General features: G+C 68.1%; 16 protein-coding genes and 1 pseudogene. 12 read left to right on the top strand and 5 right to left on the bottom strand.

Going from position 1 to position 18904, the window contains the following annotated elements; all coding sequences use genetic code 11:
- Positions 1–78: 78 nt before the first annotated feature.
- On the bottom strand, positions 79–939 hold the full coding sequence (locus VSO01S_RS21820; protein WP_068644902.1) for an EamA family transporter: 861 nt from the start codon (positions 937–939) through the stop codon (positions 79–81).
- Positions 936–1640, bottom strand: coding sequence for a phosphonate utilization associated transcriptional regulator (locus VSO01S_RS21815; protein WP_068644904.1), 705 nt, complete (start codon positions 1638–1640; stop codon positions 936–938). The genes VSO01S_RS21820 and VSO01S_RS21815 overlap by 4 nt, the downstream gene beginning before the upstream one ends.
- A gap of 168 nt (positions 1641–1808) precedes the next feature.
- On the opposite strand from VSO01S_RS21815, the gene VSO01S_RS21810 reads away from it, so the two are divergent.
- From VSO01S_RS21810 to VSO01S_RS21800, 3 genes and pseudogenes are all read left to right on the top strand, one after another.
- Positions 1809–2843, top strand: coding sequence for a putative 2-aminoethylphosphonate ABC transporter substrate-binding protein (locus VSO01S_RS21810; protein ID WP_068644901.1), 1035 nt, complete (start codon positions 1809–1811; stop codon positions 2841–2843).
- Positions 2844–2851: 8 nt separating this feature from the next.
- Positions 2852–3942: pseudogene (locus VSO01S_RS21805) on the top strand (putative 2-aminoethylphosphonate ABC transporter ATP-binding protein).
- A 14-nt stretch (positions 3943–3956) separates the two neighbouring features.
- The gene (locus VSO01S_RS21800) at positions 3957–5693 is read left to right on the top strand and encodes a putative 2-aminoethylphosphonate ABC transporter permease subunit (protein ID WP_245684289.1); all 1737 of its coding nucleotides are present in this window, start codon (positions 3957–3959) and stop codon (positions 5691–5693) included.
- Between the two features lie 24 nt (positions 5694–5717).
- On the opposite strand, the gene VSO01S_RS21795 is transcribed toward VSO01S_RS21800, so the two are convergent.
- Complete coding sequence (locus tag VSO01S_RS21795; RefSeq protein WP_245684288.1) at positions 5718–6551, bottom strand: dienelactone hydrolase family protein; 834 nt, start codon at positions 6549–6551, stop codon at positions 5718–5720.
- A gap of 93 nt (positions 6552–6644) precedes the next feature.
- On the opposite strand from VSO01S_RS21795, the gene VSO01S_RS21790 reads away from it, so the two are divergent.
- The gene (locus tag VSO01S_RS21790) at positions 6645–7625 is read left to right on the top strand and encodes a GlxA family transcriptional regulator (RefSeq protein WP_068644899.1); all 981 of its coding nucleotides are present in this window, start codon (positions 6645–6647) and stop codon (positions 7623–7625) included.
- Here VSO01S_RS21790 and VSO01S_RS21785 read toward each other — a convergent pair.
- Together VSO01S_RS21785 and fabI are read right to left on the bottom strand one after the other, a co-directional pair.
- Complete coding sequence (locus VSO01S_RS21785) at positions 7622–8485, bottom strand: DNA ligase (protein WP_068644898.1); 864 nt, start codon at positions 8483–8485, stop codon at positions 7622–7624. The two genes, VSO01S_RS21790 and VSO01S_RS21785, sit on opposite strands and share 4 nt — an antisense overlap.
- Before the next feature lie 188 nt (positions 8486–8673).
- Positions 8674–9459, bottom strand: coding sequence for an enoyl-ACP reductase FabI (fabI, locus tag VSO01S_RS21780; RefSeq protein ID WP_068644897.1), 786 nt, complete (start codon positions 9457–9459; stop codon positions 8674–8676).
- Between the two features lie 50 nt (positions 9460–9509).
- Here fabI and VSO01S_RS21775 point away from each other — a divergent pair, with 50 nt between their 5' ends.
- The 8 genes from VSO01S_RS21775 to VSO01S_RS21740 form a co-directional block, all read left to right on the top strand.
- Complete coding sequence (locus VSO01S_RS21775; protein ID WP_068644896.1) at positions 9510–11306, top strand: extracellular solute-binding protein; 1797 nt, start codon at positions 9510–9512, stop codon at positions 11304–11306.
- A 17-nt stretch (positions 11307–11323) separates the two neighbouring features.
- Positions 11324–12358, top strand: a complete 1035-nt coding sequence (locus VSO01S_RS21770) for a microcin C ABC transporter permease YejB (protein ID WP_068644895.1) — start codon at positions 11324–11326, stop codon at positions 12356–12358.
- A gap of 1 nt (position 12359) precedes the next feature.
- Positions 12360–13403 (top strand): ABC transporter permease, encoded by a 1044-nt coding sequence (locus tag VSO01S_RS21765; protein ID WP_068644894.1) that lies wholly within the window; start codon positions 12360–12362, stop codon positions 13401–13403.
- Entirely contained in the window at positions 13400–15019 is a 1620-nt protein-coding gene (locus VSO01S_RS21760) for an ABC transporter ATP-binding protein (RefSeq protein WP_068644893.1), read from the top strand. Before VSO01S_RS21765 ends, VSO01S_RS21760 begins: the two co-directional genes overlap by 4 nt.
- Positions 15012–16211 carry a YbfB/YjiJ family MFS transporter gene (locus VSO01S_RS21755; RefSeq protein WP_068644892.1) on the top strand — a complete coding sequence of 400 codons (1200 nt, stop codon included), beginning with the start codon at positions 15012–15014 and terminating at the stop codon, positions 16209–16211. Before VSO01S_RS21760 ends, VSO01S_RS21755 begins: the two co-directional genes overlap by 8 nt.
- Positions 16212–16405: 194 nt before the next feature.
- Positions 16406–17035, top strand: coding sequence for a ribosome maturation factor RimP (gene rimP / locus VSO01S_RS21750; RefSeq protein WP_068644891.1), 630 nt, complete (start codon positions 16406–16408; stop codon positions 17033–17035).
- Positions 17036–17052: 17 nt separating this feature from the next.
- Positions 17053–18537 (top strand): transcription termination factor NusA, encoded by a 1485-nt coding sequence (nusA, locus tag VSO01S_RS21745; protein ID WP_068644890.1) that lies wholly within the window; start codon positions 17053–17055, stop codon positions 18535–18537.
- Positions 18538–18560: 23 nt separating this feature from the next.
- Positions 18561–18904, top strand: a 344-nt coding sequence (locus VSO01S_RS21740; protein ID WP_174544758.1) for a translation initiation factor IF-2 associated domain-containing protein, incomplete at its 3' end; no start/stop codon positions are given.

The following is an 18904-nucleotide window of genomic DNA, read 5'->3' as shown; positions in this document are numbered from 1 at the left end:
ACGCACGGCGCCGCTGCATGAGACACCGCGTGCCCCTCACCCAACCTCTCCCCAGAGGGGAGAGGAGCAAGAGGGCTGCTACCCCAGCCGCAGGCTCATGACGCCGGCGAGGATCACCAGCGTGCCGAAGGCGCGCTGCCAGCCGAAGGCCTCGCGCAGGAACAGCGTGCCAATGAGCGCCGCGAACAGCACCGAGGTCTCGCGCAGGGCCGCCACCACCGCCACCGGCGCGTGCGTCATGGCCCACAGGGCGATGCCGTAGCTGCCCAGCGAGGCGACGGTGCCCATCAGCGCCACGGGCCAGCGGCCGCGCATGTAGGCCAGCGCTTCGAGCCGGCGCCCGGGCCGGCGCCACAGCACCAGCAGCAAGAAAGGCAGGCCGTCGAACAGAAAGAGCCCCGCCACGTAGGCCGTGGCGTCGCCCGACGCGCGCACGCCGATGCCGTCGATGACGGTGTAGACGGCGATGATCGCCGCGTTGGCCAGCGCAAAGGCCAGCGCCTTGCCGCGGTGCGAGCCTTCCACATGCATGGCCGAGCGCGACAGCCCCAGCGTGACCACGCCCACGCACAGCACCGCCACGCCGAGCCAGGCCGTGTGCGACAGGCCTTCGCCGATGAAGGGCAGGCTGCCCAGCGCCACCAGCAGCGGGGCGCAGCCGCGCATCAGCGGGTAGGTCAGCCCGAGGTCGCCGTACTTGTAGGCGCCGGCCAGGGCGATGTAGTAGCCCAGGTGGATCGCCAGCGAAGCCGCCATGTACGGCCAGGCGGCCGGCTTGGGCAGGCCGGTGTACGCCAGCAGCGGAATGGCCACGAAGAAGCCCAGGCTGTGCACCAGGGCGGTGTCCAGCGCCTTGTCCTTGCCGGCCTTGATGAAGGCATTCCAGCTCGCGTGGAGCAGGGCGCCGAAAAGAACGGCCAGGAGGATGGGCAGGCTCACGAAGCCGTCGCGCCTTGTGCGTTCCTGTTGCGGTAGTGCTGCAGCGTGCGCTCCCGGCTGTTCATCACGTGCTGGAACATCGCCTGGCCCGCGGCCTCGGGGTCGCCCGCGGCAATGGCCTTGACGATCTGCTTGTGCTCGCGGGTGAACACCGCCATGGACTCGGCCGTGAGGTTCTGCCGGCGAAACAGCGACAGTTCGTTCACCAGCTTTCGGTAGGTGGCGGTGAGCTTGGCGTTGTCCGCCAGCTCCAGCAGCCGGTCGTGGAACTTGAGGTTGAAGCGGTGGTAGTCGCCCGCGTTGCCACCCGTGACCGCCTGGTCCATGGCATCCACCAGCTGGCGCAGTTCCTTGAGCTGCTGGGGCGTGATGGTCTCGGCCAGCTTGCGGCCCACATAAAGGTCCATGACGGCGCGCACCTCGAAGATCTCGAGCGCTTCTTCCACCGCCACGTCGCGCACGAACACGCCGCGGTTCTTGATGGTGCGCACCAGCCCCGATTCCTCCAGCATGCGGAAGGCCTCACGCACCGGACCGCGGGACACGCCCAGCTGCTCGGCCAGGGTGGCCTCGGTGAGCTTTGCACCCGATTGGAGCTCGCCTTGCAGGATCATGCGTTCGATCTCGGCCTGCACCAGGTTGGCCAGGGAATGCAGCTGCAGATGGGCGATGGCTTCGTTGCTGGAGAGGGGCTGGACCATGGGAAACATCGTAGACAGGGAGCCCGCAGATTGTCTACGATCTGCCAAAGACAATAGACGAACCTGCGCAGCGGGCCCCGATTTTGCTTGGGCTCCATGTCATGAAGATGACTTCTCGCGAAGCCACATTCCCTGTTTTTCTGCAAAAGCAAAACGGAGCCCGCTGAGATGAACCACGCGAAACGCATCCTGTCCGCTGCCATCGGCCTGGCCGTGTGCGGCGCCGCTCTGGCGCAAAAGACCCAGCTCACGGTCTACACGGCGCTGGAAACCGACCAGCTCAAGGCCTACCAGGAGGCCTTCAACAAGGTCGAGCCCAACATCGAGATCAAGTGGGTGCGCGATTCCACCGGCGTGGTCACGGCCAAGCTGCTGGCCGAGAAGGCCAACCCGCAGGCCGATGCGATCTGGGGCGTGGCGGCCTCCAGCATGGCGCTGTTCGACAACAACGGCATGCTCGAGCCCTACGCGCCGCTGAATCTCGACGCGATCATGCCGCAGTACCGCGACAAGAAGTCGCCGCCCGCCTGGTGGGGCATGGACGTGTTCGGCGCCGTGGTGTGCGTGAACACGGTGGAGGCCAAGAAGCGCAACATCGCGATCCCCACCACCTGGAAGGACCTGACCAAGCCCGAGTTCAAGGGCCAGGTGGTGATGCCCAACCCGGCCTCTTCGGGCACCGGCTACTTCGATGTGGTGGCCTGGCTGCAGCTGTGGGGCGACGAAGGCGGCAAGGGCGGCGGCTGGAAGTACATGGACGCGCTGCACGAGAACATTGCGCAGTACACGCACTCGGGCTCCAAGCCTTGCAACATGGCGGCCGCCGGCGAGTACGTGGCGGGCATTTCCTTCGAGTACCGCGGCCACACGAACAAGGCCAAGGGCGCCCCCATCGAGCTGGTCTTCCCCAAGGAAGGCCTGGGGTGGGACCTGGAGGCCTTCGGCATCTACAAGGGCACGAAGAAGCTGGAAGCGGCCAAGAAGCTGGCCGACTGGGCATCGTCCAAGGACGCGATGCTGCTGTACGGCAAGAACTTCGCAGTAACGGCGCAGCCGGGCGTGGCGCCCAAGCTGGCCAGCATTCCGGCCGACTACGAGTCCCGCCTGATCAAGGTCAATTTCGACCAGGCGGCCACGGCCCGCGAGCGCACCCTGGCCGAGTGGATGCGCCGCTACGACGGCAAGAGCGAAGCCAAGAAGTAAGGACCGGGATGAATGAAGTGGGCTACCTGCAGCTGCGCGGCATCGGCAAGCATTTCGGCGCCTTCACGGCGCTCAAGAACATCGACCTGACGATCCGCCGTGGCGAGTTCGTGTGCTTCCTGGGGCCCTCGGGCTGCGGCAAGACCACGCTGCTGCGAATCATCGCCGGGCTGGAGTCGCAAACCTCTGGCTCCATCGTGCAGGCTGGGCGCGACGTGTCGGTGCTGCCGCCAGCGGCGCGCGACTACGGGATCATGTTCCAGTCCTATGCGCTCTTTCCGAACCTGAGCGTGGCGGAAAACGTCGCCTACGGGCTGGTCAACCGCAAGCAGCCGCGGGCGCAGGTGGCGGCGCGGGTGGACGAACTGCTGGCGCTGGTCGGCCTGCCGGGCATCGGCGCCAAGTACCCGGCGCGATGTCGGGCGGCCAGCAGCAGCGGGTGGCACTGGCGCGGGCCCTGGCCACGTCGCCGGGGCTGCTGCTGCTGGACGAGCCGCTGTCCGCGCTGGACGCCATCGTGCGGGTGCACCTGCGCAACGAGATCCGCAGCCTGCAGCGCAAGCTGGGCGTGACCACCATCATGGTCACGCACGACCAGGAGGAAGCGCTGTCGGTGGCCGACCGCATCGTGGTCATGAACCACGGCGTGGTCGAGCAGGTGGGCACGCCGATGCAGGTGTACCGCGAGCCGGCCAGCGCCTTCGTGGCCGACTTCGTGGGCAAGGTGAACCGGCTGCGCGCCGTGTCCGAGGGCGACCACTGGTACCGGGTGGGCAACAAGCGGCTGCAGTGCCCGCCGGGCGCGGACCTTGGCTGCCGCGCGGGCGCGGACGTGGCGCTCTACCTGCGGCCCGAAGACCGCGTGGTGGACGGCCTGCGCGACGACGATCCGCTGCGGTGCGCCGGCACGGTGCGGCACATCGAGTTCCTCGGCGGCAACTGCCTGGCCGAAGTGGCGGTCGACGGCATTCCCGACCAGTCCATGCACCTTCAGTTCTCGCTCAACCAGCTAGACGAGTTCAACGTGCGCGCGGGCGGCACGGTGCATTTCGCGCTGCGCACCGACCGGCTGCGCGTGTTTCCGGCCGCTGCCGCATGACGGTTGTTGCATCCATGCACGGTCCACTCGTCGGTGTCGATCCTGCGCATGCGCTGGGCATGCCGCGGCCCATGAAGCAGCGCGTGCACTGGACCGAGCGCCTGGGCCAGGCGGGCCTGGTGCTGGTGGCGCTGCTGCTGGGCGTGGCCATGATCGCGCCGCTCTTCTCCATCCTGGTCAAGGCGGTGCAGTCTCCCTCGGGCTCGGGCCTCGGGGCCTTCGCCGCCTACCTGGCGTCGCCCGCGCTCTTGACCAGCTTGTGGCACAGCGTGTGGGTGTCGGTGCTGGTCACGCTCATCGTGGTGCCGCTGGCCTTCGGCTTCGCCTACGCGCTCACGCGCAGCTGCATGCCGGGCAAGGGCATCTTCCGCACCATCAGCCTGCTGCCCTTGCTGGCGCCTTCGCTGCTCTCGGCCATCTCGATCATCTACTGGTTCGGCAACCAGGGCGTGGCCAAGGCGTTCTGGCTGTCGCTGGGCTTTCCCGGAATCTACGGCGCCTCGGGCATCGTGCTGGCCGAATGCTTCGCCACCTTCCCGCATGTGCTGATGATCCTCGTCACCGCGCTGCGGCTGGCCGATGCGCGCCTGTACGAAGCGGCCGATTCGCTCGGCACGGGCACGGTGCGCAAGTTCTTCACCATCACGCTGCCGGGCGCCAAGTACGGCCTTATCTCCGCGGCGCTGCTGTCCTTCACCCTCGTCATCACGGACTTCGGCATTCCGAAGGTGGTGGGCGGCAACTTCAACGTGCTGGCCACGGACGTGTTCAAGCTGGTGATCGGGCAGCAGGACTTCCAGCGCGGCGCCGTGGTGGCCCTGCTGCTGCTCACGCCGGCGGTGCTGACCTTCGCGGTCGACCATGTCGTGCAGCGCAGGCAGAACGCGTCGCTCTCGGCGCGCGCGGTGGCACTGGTGCCGCGCCGCTCGCCGCGCTTCGACCAGGCCATGACGCTGTACTGCCTGCTGATCGCCGCGCTCATGCTCTGCATGTTCGGCATGGCGGTGTTCGCCTCCTTCGCCAAGCTGTGGCCCTACAACCTGGCGCCCAGCCTGGACCACTACGTGACCGGCCTGATCGACGCGGGCCTGGGCGAGGCGCTGTGGAACAGCATCCAGATGGCGGCGGGCACCGCGGTGTTCGGCACGGTGGTGGTCTTCCTGGGCGCCTACCTGCTCGAGAAGACGCGCGGCCTGGACGGCGTGCGCACGGTGGTGCGGCTGGCAGCCATGCTGCCCATGGCGGTGCCTGGGCTGGTGCTGGGCCTGGGCTACATCTTCTTCTTCAACGCGCCGGGCAATCCGCTGGGCGGCCTGTACCAGACCATGACGCTGCTGGTGCTGTGCACCGTGATGCACTTCTACACCACGGGCCACATGACGATGGTGACAGCGCTCAAAGCCATCGACCCGGAGTTCGAAGCCGTGTCCGCCTCGCTCAAGGTGCCGTTCTACAAGACCTTCTGGCGGGTGACGCTGCCCATCTGCATGCCCACGCTGCTGGATGTCTCGCGCTACTTCTTCATCAACGCGATGACGACCATCTCGGCGGTGGTCTTCCTCTACTCGCCGGACACCAAGGTGGCGGCGGTGGCCATCCTCAACCTGGACGAAGCCGGCGAGACCGGCGCGGCGGCGGCCATGGCGGTGCTGATCGCGGGTGTCTCGATCGTGGCGACGCTGCTGTACCTGGCGCTGGGCAGGCTGCTGGAGGCGCGCACCCAGGCGTGGCGTGCAGCGCCGCGCACCTGACTCGATGCGCGCCCCGCGGGCGTGTCAGGAGCCGCTGCCTTGCGGGCGAAGCCGCCGCGCGAAGAAATCGAGGATCTCGTTGCGCGAAGCGATGGTCGGCTGCCCCGCTTCGTCGATCAGGTGGGCGGTGACGACGCTGTGCGGAAAGGGCACATGGGTTGCAAAGAACGGCGGCGGGTCCGGGTTGGCGGCGCCGTCGGGCAGCACGCGCGCCATGAAGCGACTGCCCAGGGCCTGTTCGTAGGCGGCGAACCGCTGCGCAGTGCAGACGCGGTCGCCGGCAAAGCGGTAGGCCAGCACGCTGAGGTCTTCGCGCTCCAGGCGCTGCCTGACCGAGTCCAGGTCCTGCGGCGAGATCTCCAACCCCGCAGGATCGTCCAGGGGCAGTGAAGGTTGCGACAGCACCGGCGCGAGAACGGCCGGCTCCAGCATCATCGTGAGGGCGAAGTTGCCGGTGAAGCACATGCCGATGGCGCCCACGCCGGGGCCGCCGCATTCCTCATGTGCCAGCCTCGCCAGCGCCCTCAGCCACCCGGTCACCGGGCTCGACACGTTGGCGCCAAAGGCGCGGAACTCGGCGCTGATGCACACGCGCTTGAACACCTTGGCGCCTTCGTCGGCCAGCGGCAGCGCGCCGTCGCGGCCGAAGAGCGACGGCATGTAGACGGTGAAGCCCGCGCCGCGCACCCAGCGCGCGAAGCGGGCGACGTGGGGGCTGATGCCCGGCATCTCGGCCAGCACGATCACGGCCGGCCCCGAGCCGGCCATGTGCACCACCCTGGTCGCATCGTCGAGTGTGATCTGGCGCGGTGTGAAGTCGTCGAGCGGGTCGTCCGCCTGCGTCTGGAGATTGGGCAACGCGTGCTCCGTCGTGGATGAAGCCGCCATTGCGCCTGGTCGGGGTGCAAATTACCATTGTCCGAATCAGCAGGAACATTGCGTAATCAGACAATGCACGATTTCACCGTCCTGCTCCTGCCGGGGGCCTATGCCAGCAGCGTCGCGCTCACGCTCGACATGTTGCGCGCCGCGGTCTCGGTCGCCCCTCAGGTGGATGTGCCGGTGCCGCGCTGGCGCGTGCTGGCTGTGGGCGGCAACCCGGTGCGCCTGGGCGGCGGCATGTCGCTGGAGGCCAAGGCCCTGCCGCGCACCTTGCGCGCCGACGGCTCGATCTGGGTGGTGCCGGGCCTGGGTCTGGAAACACCCCGCCAGGCACGCGAGCGCCTGCTGCAGGAAGACGCGCAGCAAGCCATGCGCGCCCTGGCCCGCCATGCCAGCCAGGGCGGCACGGTGGCGGCTTCGTGCTCCGGGGTGTTCCTGCTCCAGGCGGCCGGCCTGCTGCGCGCGCGCCGGGTCACCACCTCCTGGTGGCTGGCGCCCAGCCTGAGCCAGCTCGAGCCCGGCTGCACGGTGGATGCCAACCGCATGGTGTGCGCCGATGGCCCGGTCATCACGGCCGGCGCCGCCTTCGCCCAGTGCGACCTGATGCTGTATTTGCTGCGCAAGCGCTTCGGCCCGGCGCTGGCCCAGGCCGTTTCGCGCGTGCTCCTGCTGGACGGGCGCGAGGCGCAGGCGCCCTTCGTGGTGCCCGAATTGCTGGCCCATGGCGATGAGCTGGTGGCGCGCATCGTCGAGCGGGTAAGGTCGTCGCTGCCGACCCCGCCCCCGGTCGGGGCCCTGGCGCGGGAATTCGGTATGTCGGAGCGGTCGCTCGCGCGGCATGTGCGGGCCAGGACCGGCCAGAGCACCATGGCCCTGGTGCAGAGCGTGCGCCTGAACCATGCCCGCATGCTGCTCGAAAGCAGCCGCATGCCGGTGGAGCAGGTGGCCGAGCAGGTGGGCTACGGCGATGCCACGGCGCTGTGGCGCCTGATGCAGCGGATGACGGGCATGGCGCCGCGCCAGCTGCGCGCCGCAAGTGCCATCGCCTAGAGGCCGCCCACAGCGGTGTTCGGGAGGTCGGGGCGCTCGCGCAGGAAGCGGGCGAAGCGCGGCAGGCCGTCGTCGGTGCTGCCGTTGTAGCGGTAGCTGACCCAGCTGCCCACGGCCGGCGGCGAGCGCCGCTGCGCATCGGTGAAGCCGGAACCCAGCTTGAAGCGCCGGCCGTCGGGCATTTCGACCAGCAGGGCGCCCATCCGGCCGGTGTTGCGGCCCTTGCCGTCGACGTAGGCCACCACGCGCGCATCGGCGTCGTCGAAGCGCTTGACCTTCAGCAGGTCGTTGCTGCGCTCGCCGCGGTAGATGGAACTGCCCCGGTGCAGCATCAGGCCTTCGCCGCCGCCGCGCACCGTGCGCTCGAGCAGGGCCTCAAGGTCTTCGTGCGTGGTGGCCCGCTGCTGCGGCACCGCAACCAGCCAGGGCGCGGTGGTGATGGGCAGCAGGCGCCGAAGCGCGGCCAGGCGCTGCGTGAAGGTGCCGGCCTGCTGCGGCAGGTCGAACACCATGAAGCGCACCTCGCGCCATGCGGCGTCGCTGGGCGTCTGGCTGCGGACGGTGGAAACGGTCTGCTCGAACTTGCCGCGGCCGGCCCACAACTCGCCGTCCATGGGCTGGCGCGGCCAGCCGGCGGTGAACCAGGCGGGCGCCGCCACCTTCTCGCCGCTGCGAAGCAGCAGCTGCCTGCCGTCCCAGTAGCCGCGCACGCCGTCGTACTTTTCGCTCACCCAGTAGTCGGTGAGCGGCGTGCCGGGGCGGTAGACCGATGCGAGCATCAGCGCGGGCGCTGCCGCCACTGCCTGGGTCAGCGGCGCGAAGGCGCCCAAGGCAGCAAGCAGGAACGAACGGCGATGCATCGACATGGAAAAACGGGGATCAACAAGGGGGAGACGGGCGAGGGCCGGCGGCCTCGCGGTGCCCGGGTACCGGGCAGCCCCTATTGTCGATCGGCAGCGGGCGCCATCCTCGCAGGAGGCCCGCTGCAGCAGGTGCCAAACGCGGCGAAATCCGCAGATTCCGACAGCGTCTTGCGCCCGGGTCTGGCTCAGGCCTCGGCCATGCCGCCCACGACGTTGCTGAAACCGCCGTCGACGTAGGTGATCTCGGCCGTCACGCCACTGGCGAGATCGGACAGCAGGAAGGCGGCCACATTGCCCACTTCCTCGATGGTCACGTTGCGGCGGATGGGCGCCACGTCGGCCACCGCCGAGAGCATCTTGCCGAAGCCCTTGATGCCGCTGGCAGCCAGCGTCTTGATGGGGCCGGCGCTGATGCCGTTGACGCGCATTCCCTTGGGGCCGAGCGACTCGGCCAGATAGCGCACCGAGGCTTCCAGGCTGGCCTTGGCCAGGCCCATGGTGTTGTAGTTGGGCAGCGCACGCTCGGCACCCAGGTAGGTGAGCGTGAGCAGGGCCGACTTGTCGTTGAGGTAGGGCAGGGCCGCCTTGGCCATGGCCGGGAAGCTGTAGGCGCTGATGTCGTGCGCCACCCTGAAGCCTTCGCGCGACAGGCCGTCGAGGAAGTCGCCGGCAATGGCTTCGCGCGGGGCGAAGCCGATGCTGTGCACGAAGCCGTCGAACTTGGGCCAGGTCTGCGCCAGGTCGGCAAAGAGCTTGTCGATCTGCGCGTCGTCGCCCACGTCGCAATCGAATACCAGCTTGGAGCCGAAGTCGGCCGCGAATTCGGTGATGCGGTCCTTGAAGCGCTCGCCCACGTAGCTGAACGCCAGTTCGGCGCCTTGTTCATGGCAGGCCTTGGCGATGCCGTAGGCAATCGAACGATTGCTCAGGACGCCCGTGATGAGTAGTTTCTTGCCGGCGAGAAAGCCCATATGAATGCCTCTTGGAAAGGTCTCGTGAAATCTTGGGCGAGAATTCTCGCATGCGAGCGTGGTGGCTTCTGGTTTTGGCACTGCTGGCGGCCCCCTCGTGGGCCGCGCATGCCTATGCGCAATTCGGGGACATCAAGTACCCCGCCGGCTTCACCCATTTCGACTACGTGAACCCGGATGCGCCCAAGGGCGGCGAGATCCGGATGGTGCCGCCCACACGCCCGACGAATTTCGACAAGTTCAATCCCTTCACGCTCAAGGGCACGGCGCCGGCGGGCCTGGGCAACCTCATGTTCGAAAGCCTGCTGGTGGGCAACAGCCAGGAGGCGACCACCGCCTACGGCCTGCTGGCCGAGGACGTGGAGGTGGCGCCCGACCGGCTATCCACCACCTTTCGCCTCAACCCCAAGGCGCGCTTCAACGACGGCACGCCGGTGCTGGCCGCCGACGTGGTGCATTCCTTCAACACCTTGATGAGCAAGGAAGCCGCGCCCCAGTTCCGCACCATCTACGCCGAGGTGAAGAAGGCTGTGGCCCTGGGCGAGCGCACCGTGCGCTTCGATTTCGCCACGCCCAACCCCGAACTGCCGCTCGTGGTGGGCGGCATGCCGGTGTTCGGCCGGGCGTGGGGCGCGGGCAAGCCGTTCGACCAGGTGATTACCGAGCTGCCGGTGGCCTCCGGCCCCTACAAGCTCCCCAGCCCGCGGCTGGGCCGCGACATCACCTACGTGCGCGACCCGAACTACTGGGGCGCCGAGCTGCCGACGCGTAAGGGCCAGTTCAACTTCGACCGCATCAGCTTCAAGATCTACCTGGACGACACAGCAAGATTCGAGGGCCTGAAGGCCGGCGAGTACGACTTCGCGCGCGAGTTCAGCTCGCGCAACTGGGCGCGCCAGTACACCGGCAAGGCGTTCACCAGCGGCGCCGTGGTGCAGCGAGGCTTTCCCAACGGCAACCCGAGCGACTACCAGGGATGGGTCTTCAATCTGCGCAAGGACAAGTTCAAGGACGTGCGCGTGCGCCAGGCCATCGGGCTGGCCTTCGACTTCGAATGGCTCAACAAGCAGATGTTCTACGGGCTGTACAAGCGCGTGCAAGGCTGGTTTCCCAATAGCGAATTCCATGCAGCGGGTTTGCCGGGGCCCGACGAGCTGGCCCTGATGGAGCCGCTGCGGGACAAGCTGCAGCCCGAGGTCTTCGGGGCGGCGGTCGTCTCGCCGACCACCACGCCGCCGCACAGCCTGCGCGAGAACCTGCGGCAGGCGCAGAAGCTCCTGGCCGAGGCTGGATGGACCTACCGCGACGGCGCATTGCGCGATGCCAAGAGCGAGGCTTTCACCATCGAGGCGCTCATCGACCAGCCTTCGCTGCTGCGGGTGCTGGCGCCCATGCAGGGCGCCTTGCGCAAGCTGGGCATCGAGATGAGCTTTCGCACCGTGGACTTCTCGCTGGCGCAGCAGCGCATGGACAACTTCGACTTCGAGATGACCACCATCCGGCTGCCGGGCAGCAATGCGCCGGGGAGCGAACTGATCGAGCGCTTCGGCTCGCAGGCGGCGCGCACGACGGGCTCATCGAACGTGTGGGGCATCGAGAACCCAGCGGTGGACGCGGTCCTGTCGAAGGTGGTTTCGGCCCGCACCCGCCCGGAACTGGTCACCGCCATGCGCGTGCTCGACCGCATCCTCTCGCACGGCCACTACGGCGTGCCGCAGTACTACGGCGACGAATTCCTGATCGGCTACCGGCCCGCGCCCTTCGTGCTGCCCAAGACGATTCCGCCTTACATCGACCCGGGCAACTGGGCGATGAGCACCTGGTGGGCCTCGCCCACGAACAAATAGGAGGCGGCTGAAAATCCATGGCCAGCTACATCCTCAAGCGCCTCCTGCTCATGCTGCCCACGCTGCTGGGCGTGCTGCTCGTCACCTTCGTCGTGATCCAGTTCGTGCCCGGGGGGCCGGTGGAGCAGATGGTGGCGCAGTTGCAGGGCCGGGATTCGGGCGGGGAGGGCGCCGCCAGCGCCGGCGCCGGCTACCGCGGCCGCCAGGGGCTGGACCCGCAGCGCATCGAGGAGATCAAGAAGCTCTACGGCTTCGACAAGCCGGCGCCGCAGCGCTTCTGGGACATGCTCAAGTCCTTCGCCCGCCTGGATCTGGGCACCAGCTTCTACCAGCGCAAGGACGTGTGGCAGCTCATCAAGGAGAAGCTGCCGGTGTCCATCAGCCTGGGGCTGTGGACCTTCTTCATCAGCTACCTGGTGGCGGTGCCGCTGGGCGTGGCCAAGGCGGTGCGTGCCGGCACGCGCTTCGACTTCGTCTCCACGCTGGTGGTGCTGGTCGGCTACGCCATTCCGGGCTTCGTGCTGGGCGTGGCGCTGCTGGTGGTCTTCGGCGGGCAGCTGCAGTGGTTTCCGCTGCGGGGCCTGACCTCGTCCAACTGGGAACAGCTGGGATGGGGCGCGCGCATCGTCGACTACCTGTGGCACATCACCCTGCCGCTGATCGCCATGGTGCTGGGCAGCTTCGCGGTGACCACCATGCTCACCAAGAACTCCTTCCTGGAAGAGATCCGCAAGCAGTACGTGCTGACCGCCCGGGCCAAGGGCCTGGACGAGCGCAAGGTGCTGTGGAAGCACGTGATGCGCAATGCGCTCATTCCCATCATCACCGGCTTTCCCTCGGCCTTCATCGGCGCCTTCTTTGCCGGCTCGCTGCTGATCGAGACGCTGTTCTCGCTGGACGGCCTGGGCCTGCTGAGCTACGAGAGCGTCATTCGCCGCGACTACCCGGTGGTGCTGGGCACGCTGTTCCTCTTCACGCTGATCGGGCTGGTCACCAAGCTCATTTCCGACCTTTGCTACGTGCTGGTCGACCCGCGCGTGAAATTTGATTGAGATGAATCACGCGACGTCCCCCTCGCTCAGCCCCGGCCGGCGCGCCTGGCGGCGCTTCCGGCGCAACCGGCTGGGCTTCTGGAGCCTGGTGCTGTTCACCGCCATGGTGGTGCTCTCCCTGTTCGCCGAGGTGCTGTCCACCGACAAGCCGCTGATCGTGCGCTACGAAGGGCAGACCTACTTCCCGGTGCTGCGCGACTATTCGGAAAAGACCTTCGGCGGCGACTTCGAGACGCCGGCCGACTACCTCGACCCCTTCATCCGCGAGCGCATCACGCAGGGCGGCAACTGGGCCGTGTACGCACCCAACCCGTACGGTCCGCGCACGCTCAACTACTTCGCCAAGCTGCCCAATCCGGCCCGGCCGTCGGCCGAGAACCTCTTGGGCACCGACGACCGCGGGCGCGACCTGCTGGCGCAGCTGATCTACGGCTTCCGGGTGAGCGTGCTCTTCGCCCTGGCGCTCACCGCCATCGGCGTGGTGCTGGGCATTGCCACCGGCGCGGTGCAGGGCTTCTTCGGCGGCAAGACCGACCTGGCCTTCCAGCGCTTCATCGAGATCTGGGGCTCGATGCCGGAGCTGTACCTGCTGATCATCTTCAGCGCCATCTTCTCGCCCAGCGTCGCGCTGCTGCTGGTGCTGCTGAGCCTGTTCGGCTGGATGGGCCTGTCGGACTACGTGCGCGCCGAGTTCCTGCGCAACCGGCAGATGGACTATGTGCGCGCCGCCCGCGCCCTGGGCGTGGGCAACCTGCGCATCATGCGGCGCCACATCCTGCCCAACAGCATGACGCCGGTGGTGACCTTCCTGCCGTTTCGCATGAGCGCGGCCATCCTGGCGCTCACCTCGCTCGACTTCCTGGGCCTGGGCGTGCCGCCCGGAACGCCCTCGCTGGGCGAACTGCTCAACCAGGGCAAGGCCAACCTGGACGCCTGGTGGATATCCCTGTCCACCTTCGGCGTGCTGGTGCTCACGCTGATGCTGCTGACCTTCATGGGCGATGCGCTGCGCGATGCGCTGGACCCGAGAAAGATGGATCGATGAGCGCCGCGCTGCTTCAGGTCCAGAACCTGCGGGTCGCCTTCGGCGGCAAGCGCGTGGTGCACGGCGTCGACTTCGACCTGGCTGCCGGAGAAAAGCTCGCGCTGGTGGGCGAATCGGGTTCGGGCAAGACGGTGACGGCCCTGTCGCTGCTGCGCCTGCTGCCCGAGGCGCAGGTGGACGGCCGGGCACTTTTCTCGCCTGCGGCGGGGCAGGGTGGCGAGACCCGCGACCTGCTGGCGCTCAGCGAGCGCCAGTTGCGCGGCGTGCGCGGCAAGGAAGTCGCGATGATCTTCCAGGAGCCGATGACGGCGCTCAACCCCCTGTTCCCCGTGGGCGACCAGATCGCCGAAGTGCTGCAGCTGCACGAGGCGCTCTCGCCCGCCGCCGCGCGCGAGGCGGCCGTCGCGCTGCTGGCGGAAACCGGCATCCCCGACCCGCAGCGCCGCGCCAATGCCTTCCCGCACCAGCTCTCCGGCGGCCAGCGCCAGCGGGCGATGATCGCCATGGCCCTGGCCTGCAAGCCGCGCCTGCTGCTGGCCGACGAGCCCACCACCGCGCTGGACGTGACCTTGCGCGTGCAGATCCTCGAGCTGCTGGACGACCTGGCCCGCAAGCACGGCATGGCCGTGCTCATGATCACCCACGACCTGAACCTGGTGAAGCGCTTTGCCGACCGCGTGGCGGTGATGGAGCAGGGCCGCATCGTCGAGCAGGGCCGGGTGGCGCAGCTGTTCGGCGCGCCGCAGCATGCCTACACCCGCAAGCTCATCGACAGCCGGCCCACGCGCGACCCGGCGGCGCTGGCGCCGCAGCCCGCGCAGCCGCCCGTCGTCCAGGCGCAGGGGCTGCGCGTGGCGTACCCGGTGGCCCGGCCTGGCATCCGAGGCTGGTTCAGCAAGGGGGAATTCGTCGCGGTGCACGGTGCCGACCTAGCGGTGCGCCCGGGCGAGACGCTGGGTATCGTGGGGGAATCCGGCTCGGGCAAGTCCACGCTGGCGCTGGCCGTGCTCGGCCTGCTGCCGCACGGCGGAAGCCTGCAGGTGGATGGCCGCGCGTGGACCGGCGGCAGTGCCAGCCGCTCACTGCGGCGCTTCATCCAGGTGGTTTTCCAGGACCCGTTCTCCTCGCTTTCGCCGCGCATGACCATCGAGGAGATCGTCGGCGAAGGCCTGGCGGTGCACGACGGCGCCTTGAACGAGGTCCAGCGGCGCGAGCAGGTCCTGCAGGCGCTGGCCGACGTGGGCCTGGCCGAGAAGCAGTTTCCGGGCCTGCTGGGGCGCTACCCGCACGAGTTTTCCGGCGGCCAGCGCCAGCGCATCGCGGTCGCCCGCGCCTTGATCGTGAGCCCGCAGCTGCTGGTGCTGGATGAGCCCACCAGCGCGCTGGACGTCACCATCCAGAAGCAGGTGCTCGCGCTTTTGCAGCGCCTGCAGCGCGAGCGTGGCTTGAGCTACCTGCTCATCACCCACGACGTGGAGGTGATCCGCGCCATGGCGCACCGCGTGATGGTGATGAAGGACGGCCATGTGCTGGAAGCCGGCGAGGTCGACACCGTGCTCGATTCGCCGCAGGACCCCTACACCCGCAAGCTGGTTGCGGCCGCCCTGGATGTCTGAAGCGGCCGGCATGGACCGCCGCGGCGCCTGGCGCGCGGCCCTGGCCTGCATGGTGACCCTGGCCGTTGCCATGGGCCTGGGCCGCTTCGCCTTCACGCCGGCGCTGCCGCTGATGCTGCAGGAAGGCAAGCTCGACCTCCAGGGCGGCGGCCTGCTCGCATCGCTCAACTACCTGGGCTACTTCGTGGGTGCGCTCTCCTGCGCGGCCATCCATGCCAGGGCCTCGGCCATGGTGCGCATCGGCCTGGCCAGCACGGCGGCGCTGCTGCTGGGCATGGGGCTGCTGGACAGCTTCGGCGCCTGGGGCGTGATGCGCACCGCGGCCGGGGTGATGAGTGCCTGGACCTTTGTCTTCGCCTCCGGCTGGGGGCTGCGCCGCCTGGCCGAAACCAGCGCGCCCAAGCTGGGCGGCGTGATCTACGCCGGCCCCGGCGTCGGCATCCTGCTGGCCGGCGTGCTGGGCAGCGCCAGCGGCCGCTGGGGTGCCGACGGCGCATGGCTGGCCTACGGAACGGCGGCCGTGCTGCTGAGCGCCCTGATCTGGCGAGTTTTCGACGACGGGAACCATCACGATGCGCCAAGCCAGACAACCGCGCCGCCGGCGGAGGGCGTGCAGGGCCAGGAAGCCGCCAGCGACGCGCGCTGGCTGGTGGGCCTGTATGCGCTGGCCGGCTTCGGTTACATCATCACCGCCACCTTCCTGCCGGTCATTGCGCGCCAGGCGCTGCCGGGCTCGCCCTGGCCCGACCTGTTCTGGCCGCTGTTCGGCCTGGCTGTGATCCCGGGCGCCATCTTCGGCGCGCGCCTGCCGCTGCACTGGGACAACCGCCTGATGCTGGCCGGCGCCTATGCCATGCAGGCGGTGGGCGTGCTGCTGTCGGTGGCCTGGCCCACGGTGCCCGGCTTTGCGCTGGGCAGCCTCCTGCTGGGGCTGCCGTTCACCGCCATCACCCTGTTCCTGGTGCGTGACGCCCGGCGGCTGCGCGGCAATGCCGCGGCCGGGCTGATCGGGCTGGCCACGGCGTCCTACGGGGTGGGGCAGATCGTCGGGCCGCTGTTCGCGGCGCCGCTGGCGCAGCGTTCGGGCTCGTTTGCGGTGCCGCTGCTCGTGGCGGCTGCCGCGCTGGCCATGGGGGCGCTGCTGTTCGTGATGGTCTGGCGGCGCAAGCAGGGCCGCATTGCCGCGCGCTGAATAGGTCGATGGGCGCCGAGTCGTCTTTTTGCGAATAGACAATTAGCACGAATTTTGCGCATTTGGCATATAATTTGAGGCTCACGACCAAAACGGGCGGGTACTCACCGCCCGTTTTTCGTTTGTGCTTCATTTTTTCGTGTGGTGTCACGCGCAGGCGCCATCCGAAGTACTTCAGGAAAACATCTAGACACGTGGCATTGCAGCAGACAGTGGAACAAACCGTGGCCGGGCTCGGCTACGACCTGATCGAGATCGAACGCTCGGCGGGGGGATTGCTGCGCGTGACGATTGATTTGCCCTGGGCCGGCCCCCATCTGGAGCAGGCGGCAGGCGCGCCGGAGCCCTTCGTGACGGTCGAGGACTGCGAGAAGGTCACGCGCCAGCTGCAGTTCGCGCTGGAAGTGGACGGGGTCGACTACAAGCGGCTGGAGGTTTCCTCGCCCGGCATCGACCGTCCGCTGCGCGGCGAAAAGGATTTCGAGCGTTTTGTCGGCGAAGTGATCGACATCACGCTCAAGGCGCCGATCGGCGCGGTGGGCCAGGGGGCGGCAACGCCCGTGGCGGCCAACCGCAAGAAATTTCGCGGCACGCTGGAACGTGCCGAAGGTGGTGGCTGGCAGATCGTCTGGAGCGATGCGCCCGAGCCGAAGCCCGGACAAAAGGTGAGCAAGAAGCGCGCGCCCGCACCGCTGCAGGCGCTGGGCTTCGCCTTGGACGAGCTGCGCGAGGCGCGGCTGGCGCCAATTGTGGATTTCAAGGGCCGCAAGGCCAAAACCCGTGAGGGTTCATTTGATGCTGCCGGCGGCGATACGCCGGCTTGACTTCAGGAGAGTGGGGCATGAATCGCGAAATGTTGATGTTGGTGGATGCGATCTCGCGCGAGAAGAACGTCGAACGCGACGTGGTCTTCGGCGCGGTCGAGTCTGCGCTGGCGCAGGCCACCAAGAAGCTCTACCCGGGCGAAGTGGATATCCGCGTGGCGGTTGACCGCGACAGCGGCGAATACGAAACCTTCCGCCGCTGGCACGTCGTGCCCGACGAGGCCGGCCTGCAGATGCCCGACCAGGAAATCCTCCTGTTCGAGGCCCGCGACGAAATGCCCGACATCCAGGTCGACGAGTACATCGAGGAATCGGTGGAGTCGGTGCCGATCGGCCGCATCGGCGCCATGGCCGCCAAGCAGGTCATCCTGCAGAAGATCCGCGACGCGGAGCGCGAGATGCTGCTCAACGACTTCATGTCGCGCGGCGAGAAGATCTTCACCGGCACCGTCAAGCGCCTGGACAAGGGCGACATCATCGTCGAGGCCGGCCGCGTCGAAGGGCGCCTGCGCCGCAGCGAGATGATCGCCAAGGAAAACCTGCGCAACGGCGACCGCGTGCGCGCCATGATCATGGAGGTCGACCTGACCCTGCGCGGCGCGCCGATCATCCTGTCGCGCGCGGCGCCCGAGTTCATGATCGAGCTGTTCCGCCAGGAAGTGCCCGAGATCGAGCAGGGCCTGCTGGAGATCAAGAGCTGCGCCCGCGACCCCGGCTCGCGCGCCAAGATCGCCGTGCTCTCGCACGACAAGCGTGTCGACCCCATCGGCACCTGCGTCGGCGTGCGCGGCACCCGCGTCAACGCCGTGACCAACGAGCTGGCCGGCGAGCGCGTGGACATCGTGCTGTGGAGCGAAGACCCGGCACAGTTCGTGATCGGCGCGCTGGCCCCGGCCAACGTGACCTCCATCGTGGTGGACGAGGAAAAGCACGCCATGGACGTGGTGGTCGACGAGGAGAACCTCGCCATCGCCATCGGCCGCGGCGGCCAGAACGTGCGTCTGGCTTCCGAGCTGACCGGCTGGAAGATCAACATCATGGACGCCAACGAATCGGCCCAGAAGCAGGCGCAGGAAACCGACGCCAGCCGCAAGCTGTTCATGGAAAAGCTGGATGTGGACGAGGAAATCGCCGACATCCTCATCGCCGAAGGCTTCACCAGCCTCGAGGAAGTGGCGTACGTGCCCATTTCCGAAATGCTGGACATCGAGGCCTTCGACGAAGACACGGTCAACGAACTGCGCGCCCGCGCCAAGGACGCGCTGCTGACCATGGAAATCGCGAAGGAAGAGGGCGTGGAAAGCGTCTCGCAAGACCTGCGCGACCTGCCCGGCCTCGATGCCGACCTGATCGCCAAGCTGGCGGATGCCGGTGTGCATTCGCGCGACGATCTGGCCGACCTCGCAGTCGACGAACTTACCGAGATCACCGGCCAGAGCGCCGATGACGCCAAAGCCCTGATCTTGAAAGCCCGCGAGCACTGGTTCGCCGGCCAAGAGTGACGTGATGGAGCCCCGAACCACATATGTCCAGCACCACCGTTGCCGAGTTCGCCACCGAACTCAAGAAGACTCCCGAAATCCTGCTTGATCAGTTCCGCAGCGCAGGCGTGGCCAAGGCCTCGCCCAGCGACGCCATCACCGAGGCCGACAAGCAGCGTCTGCTCGGCCACCTGAAGGCCGCGCACGGCACTGCCGAGCCCGAGCGCAAGAAGATCACGCTGGTGAAGAAGTCCACCAGCGAGATCAAGCAGGCCGATGCCACCGGCCGCGCACGCACCATCCAGGTGGAAGTGCGCAAGAAGCGCACCTTCATCCAGCGCGACGAGGCCCACGGGGCGCCGGCCGAAGCGCCTGCGCCCGCACCGGC

The organism is Variovorax soli NBRC 106424, from assembly GCF_001591385.1.
Taxonomy (GTDB): Bacteria; Pseudomonadota; Gammaproteobacteria; order Burkholderiales; family Burkholderiaceae_C; genus Variovorax; species Variovorax soli.
This window is presented reverse-complemented; position numbering and strand designations above follow the sequence as displayed.

What these genes read in the sequence shown, in the direction of transcription:
- VSO01S_RS21815 (WP_068644904.1), bottom strand. Translation starts at nt 1,640, where the DNA reads ATGGTCCAGCCCCTCTCCAGCAACGAAGCCATCGCCCATCTGCAGCTG.
- VSO01S_RS21810 (WP_068644901.1), top strand. Translation starts at nt 1,809, where the DNA reads ATGAACCACGCGAAACGCATCCTGTCCGCTGCCATCGGCCTGGCCGTG.
- VSO01S_RS21800 (WP_245684289.1), top strand. Translation starts at nt 3,957, where the DNA reads ATGCACGGTCCACTCGTCGGTGTCGATCCTGCGCATGCGCTGGGCATG.
- VSO01S_RS21790 (WP_068644899.1), top strand. Translation starts at nt 6,645, where the DNA reads ATGCACGATTTCACCGTCCTGCTCCTGCCGGGGGCCTATGCCAGCAGC.
- VSO01S_RS21785 (WP_068644898.1), bottom strand. Translation starts at nt 8,485, where the DNA reads ATGCATCGCCGTTCGTTCCTGCTTGCTGCCTTGGGCGCCTTCGCGCCG.
- fabI (WP_068644897.1), bottom strand. Translation starts at nt 9,459, where the DNA reads ATGGGCTTTCTCGCCGGCAAGAAACTACTCATCACGGGCGTCCTGAGC.
- VSO01S_RS21775 (WP_068644896.1), top strand. Translation starts at nt 9,510, where the DNA reads ATGCGAGCGTGGTGGCTTCTGGTTTTGGCACTGCTGGCGGCCCCCTCG.
- VSO01S_RS21770 (WP_068644895.1), top strand. Translation starts at nt 11,324, where the DNA reads ATGGCCAGCTACATCCTCAAGCGCCTCCTGCTCATGCTGCCCACGCTG.
- VSO01S_RS21765 (WP_068644894.1), top strand. Translation starts at nt 12,360, where the DNA reads ATGAATCACGCGACGTCCCCCTCGCTCAGCCCCGGCCGGCGCGCCTGG.
- VSO01S_RS21760 (WP_068644893.1), top strand. Translation starts at nt 13,400, where the DNA reads ATGAGCGCCGCGCTGCTTCAGGTCCAGAACCTGCGGGTCGCCTTCGGC.
- VSO01S_RS21755 (WP_068644892.1), top strand. Translation starts at nt 15,012, where the DNA reads ATGTCTGAAGCGGCCGGCATGGACCGCCGCGGCGCCTGGCGCGCGGCC.
- nusA (WP_068644890.1), top strand. Translation starts at nt 17,053, where the DNA reads ATGAATCGCGAAATGTTGATGTTGGTGGATGCGATCTCGCGCGAGAAG.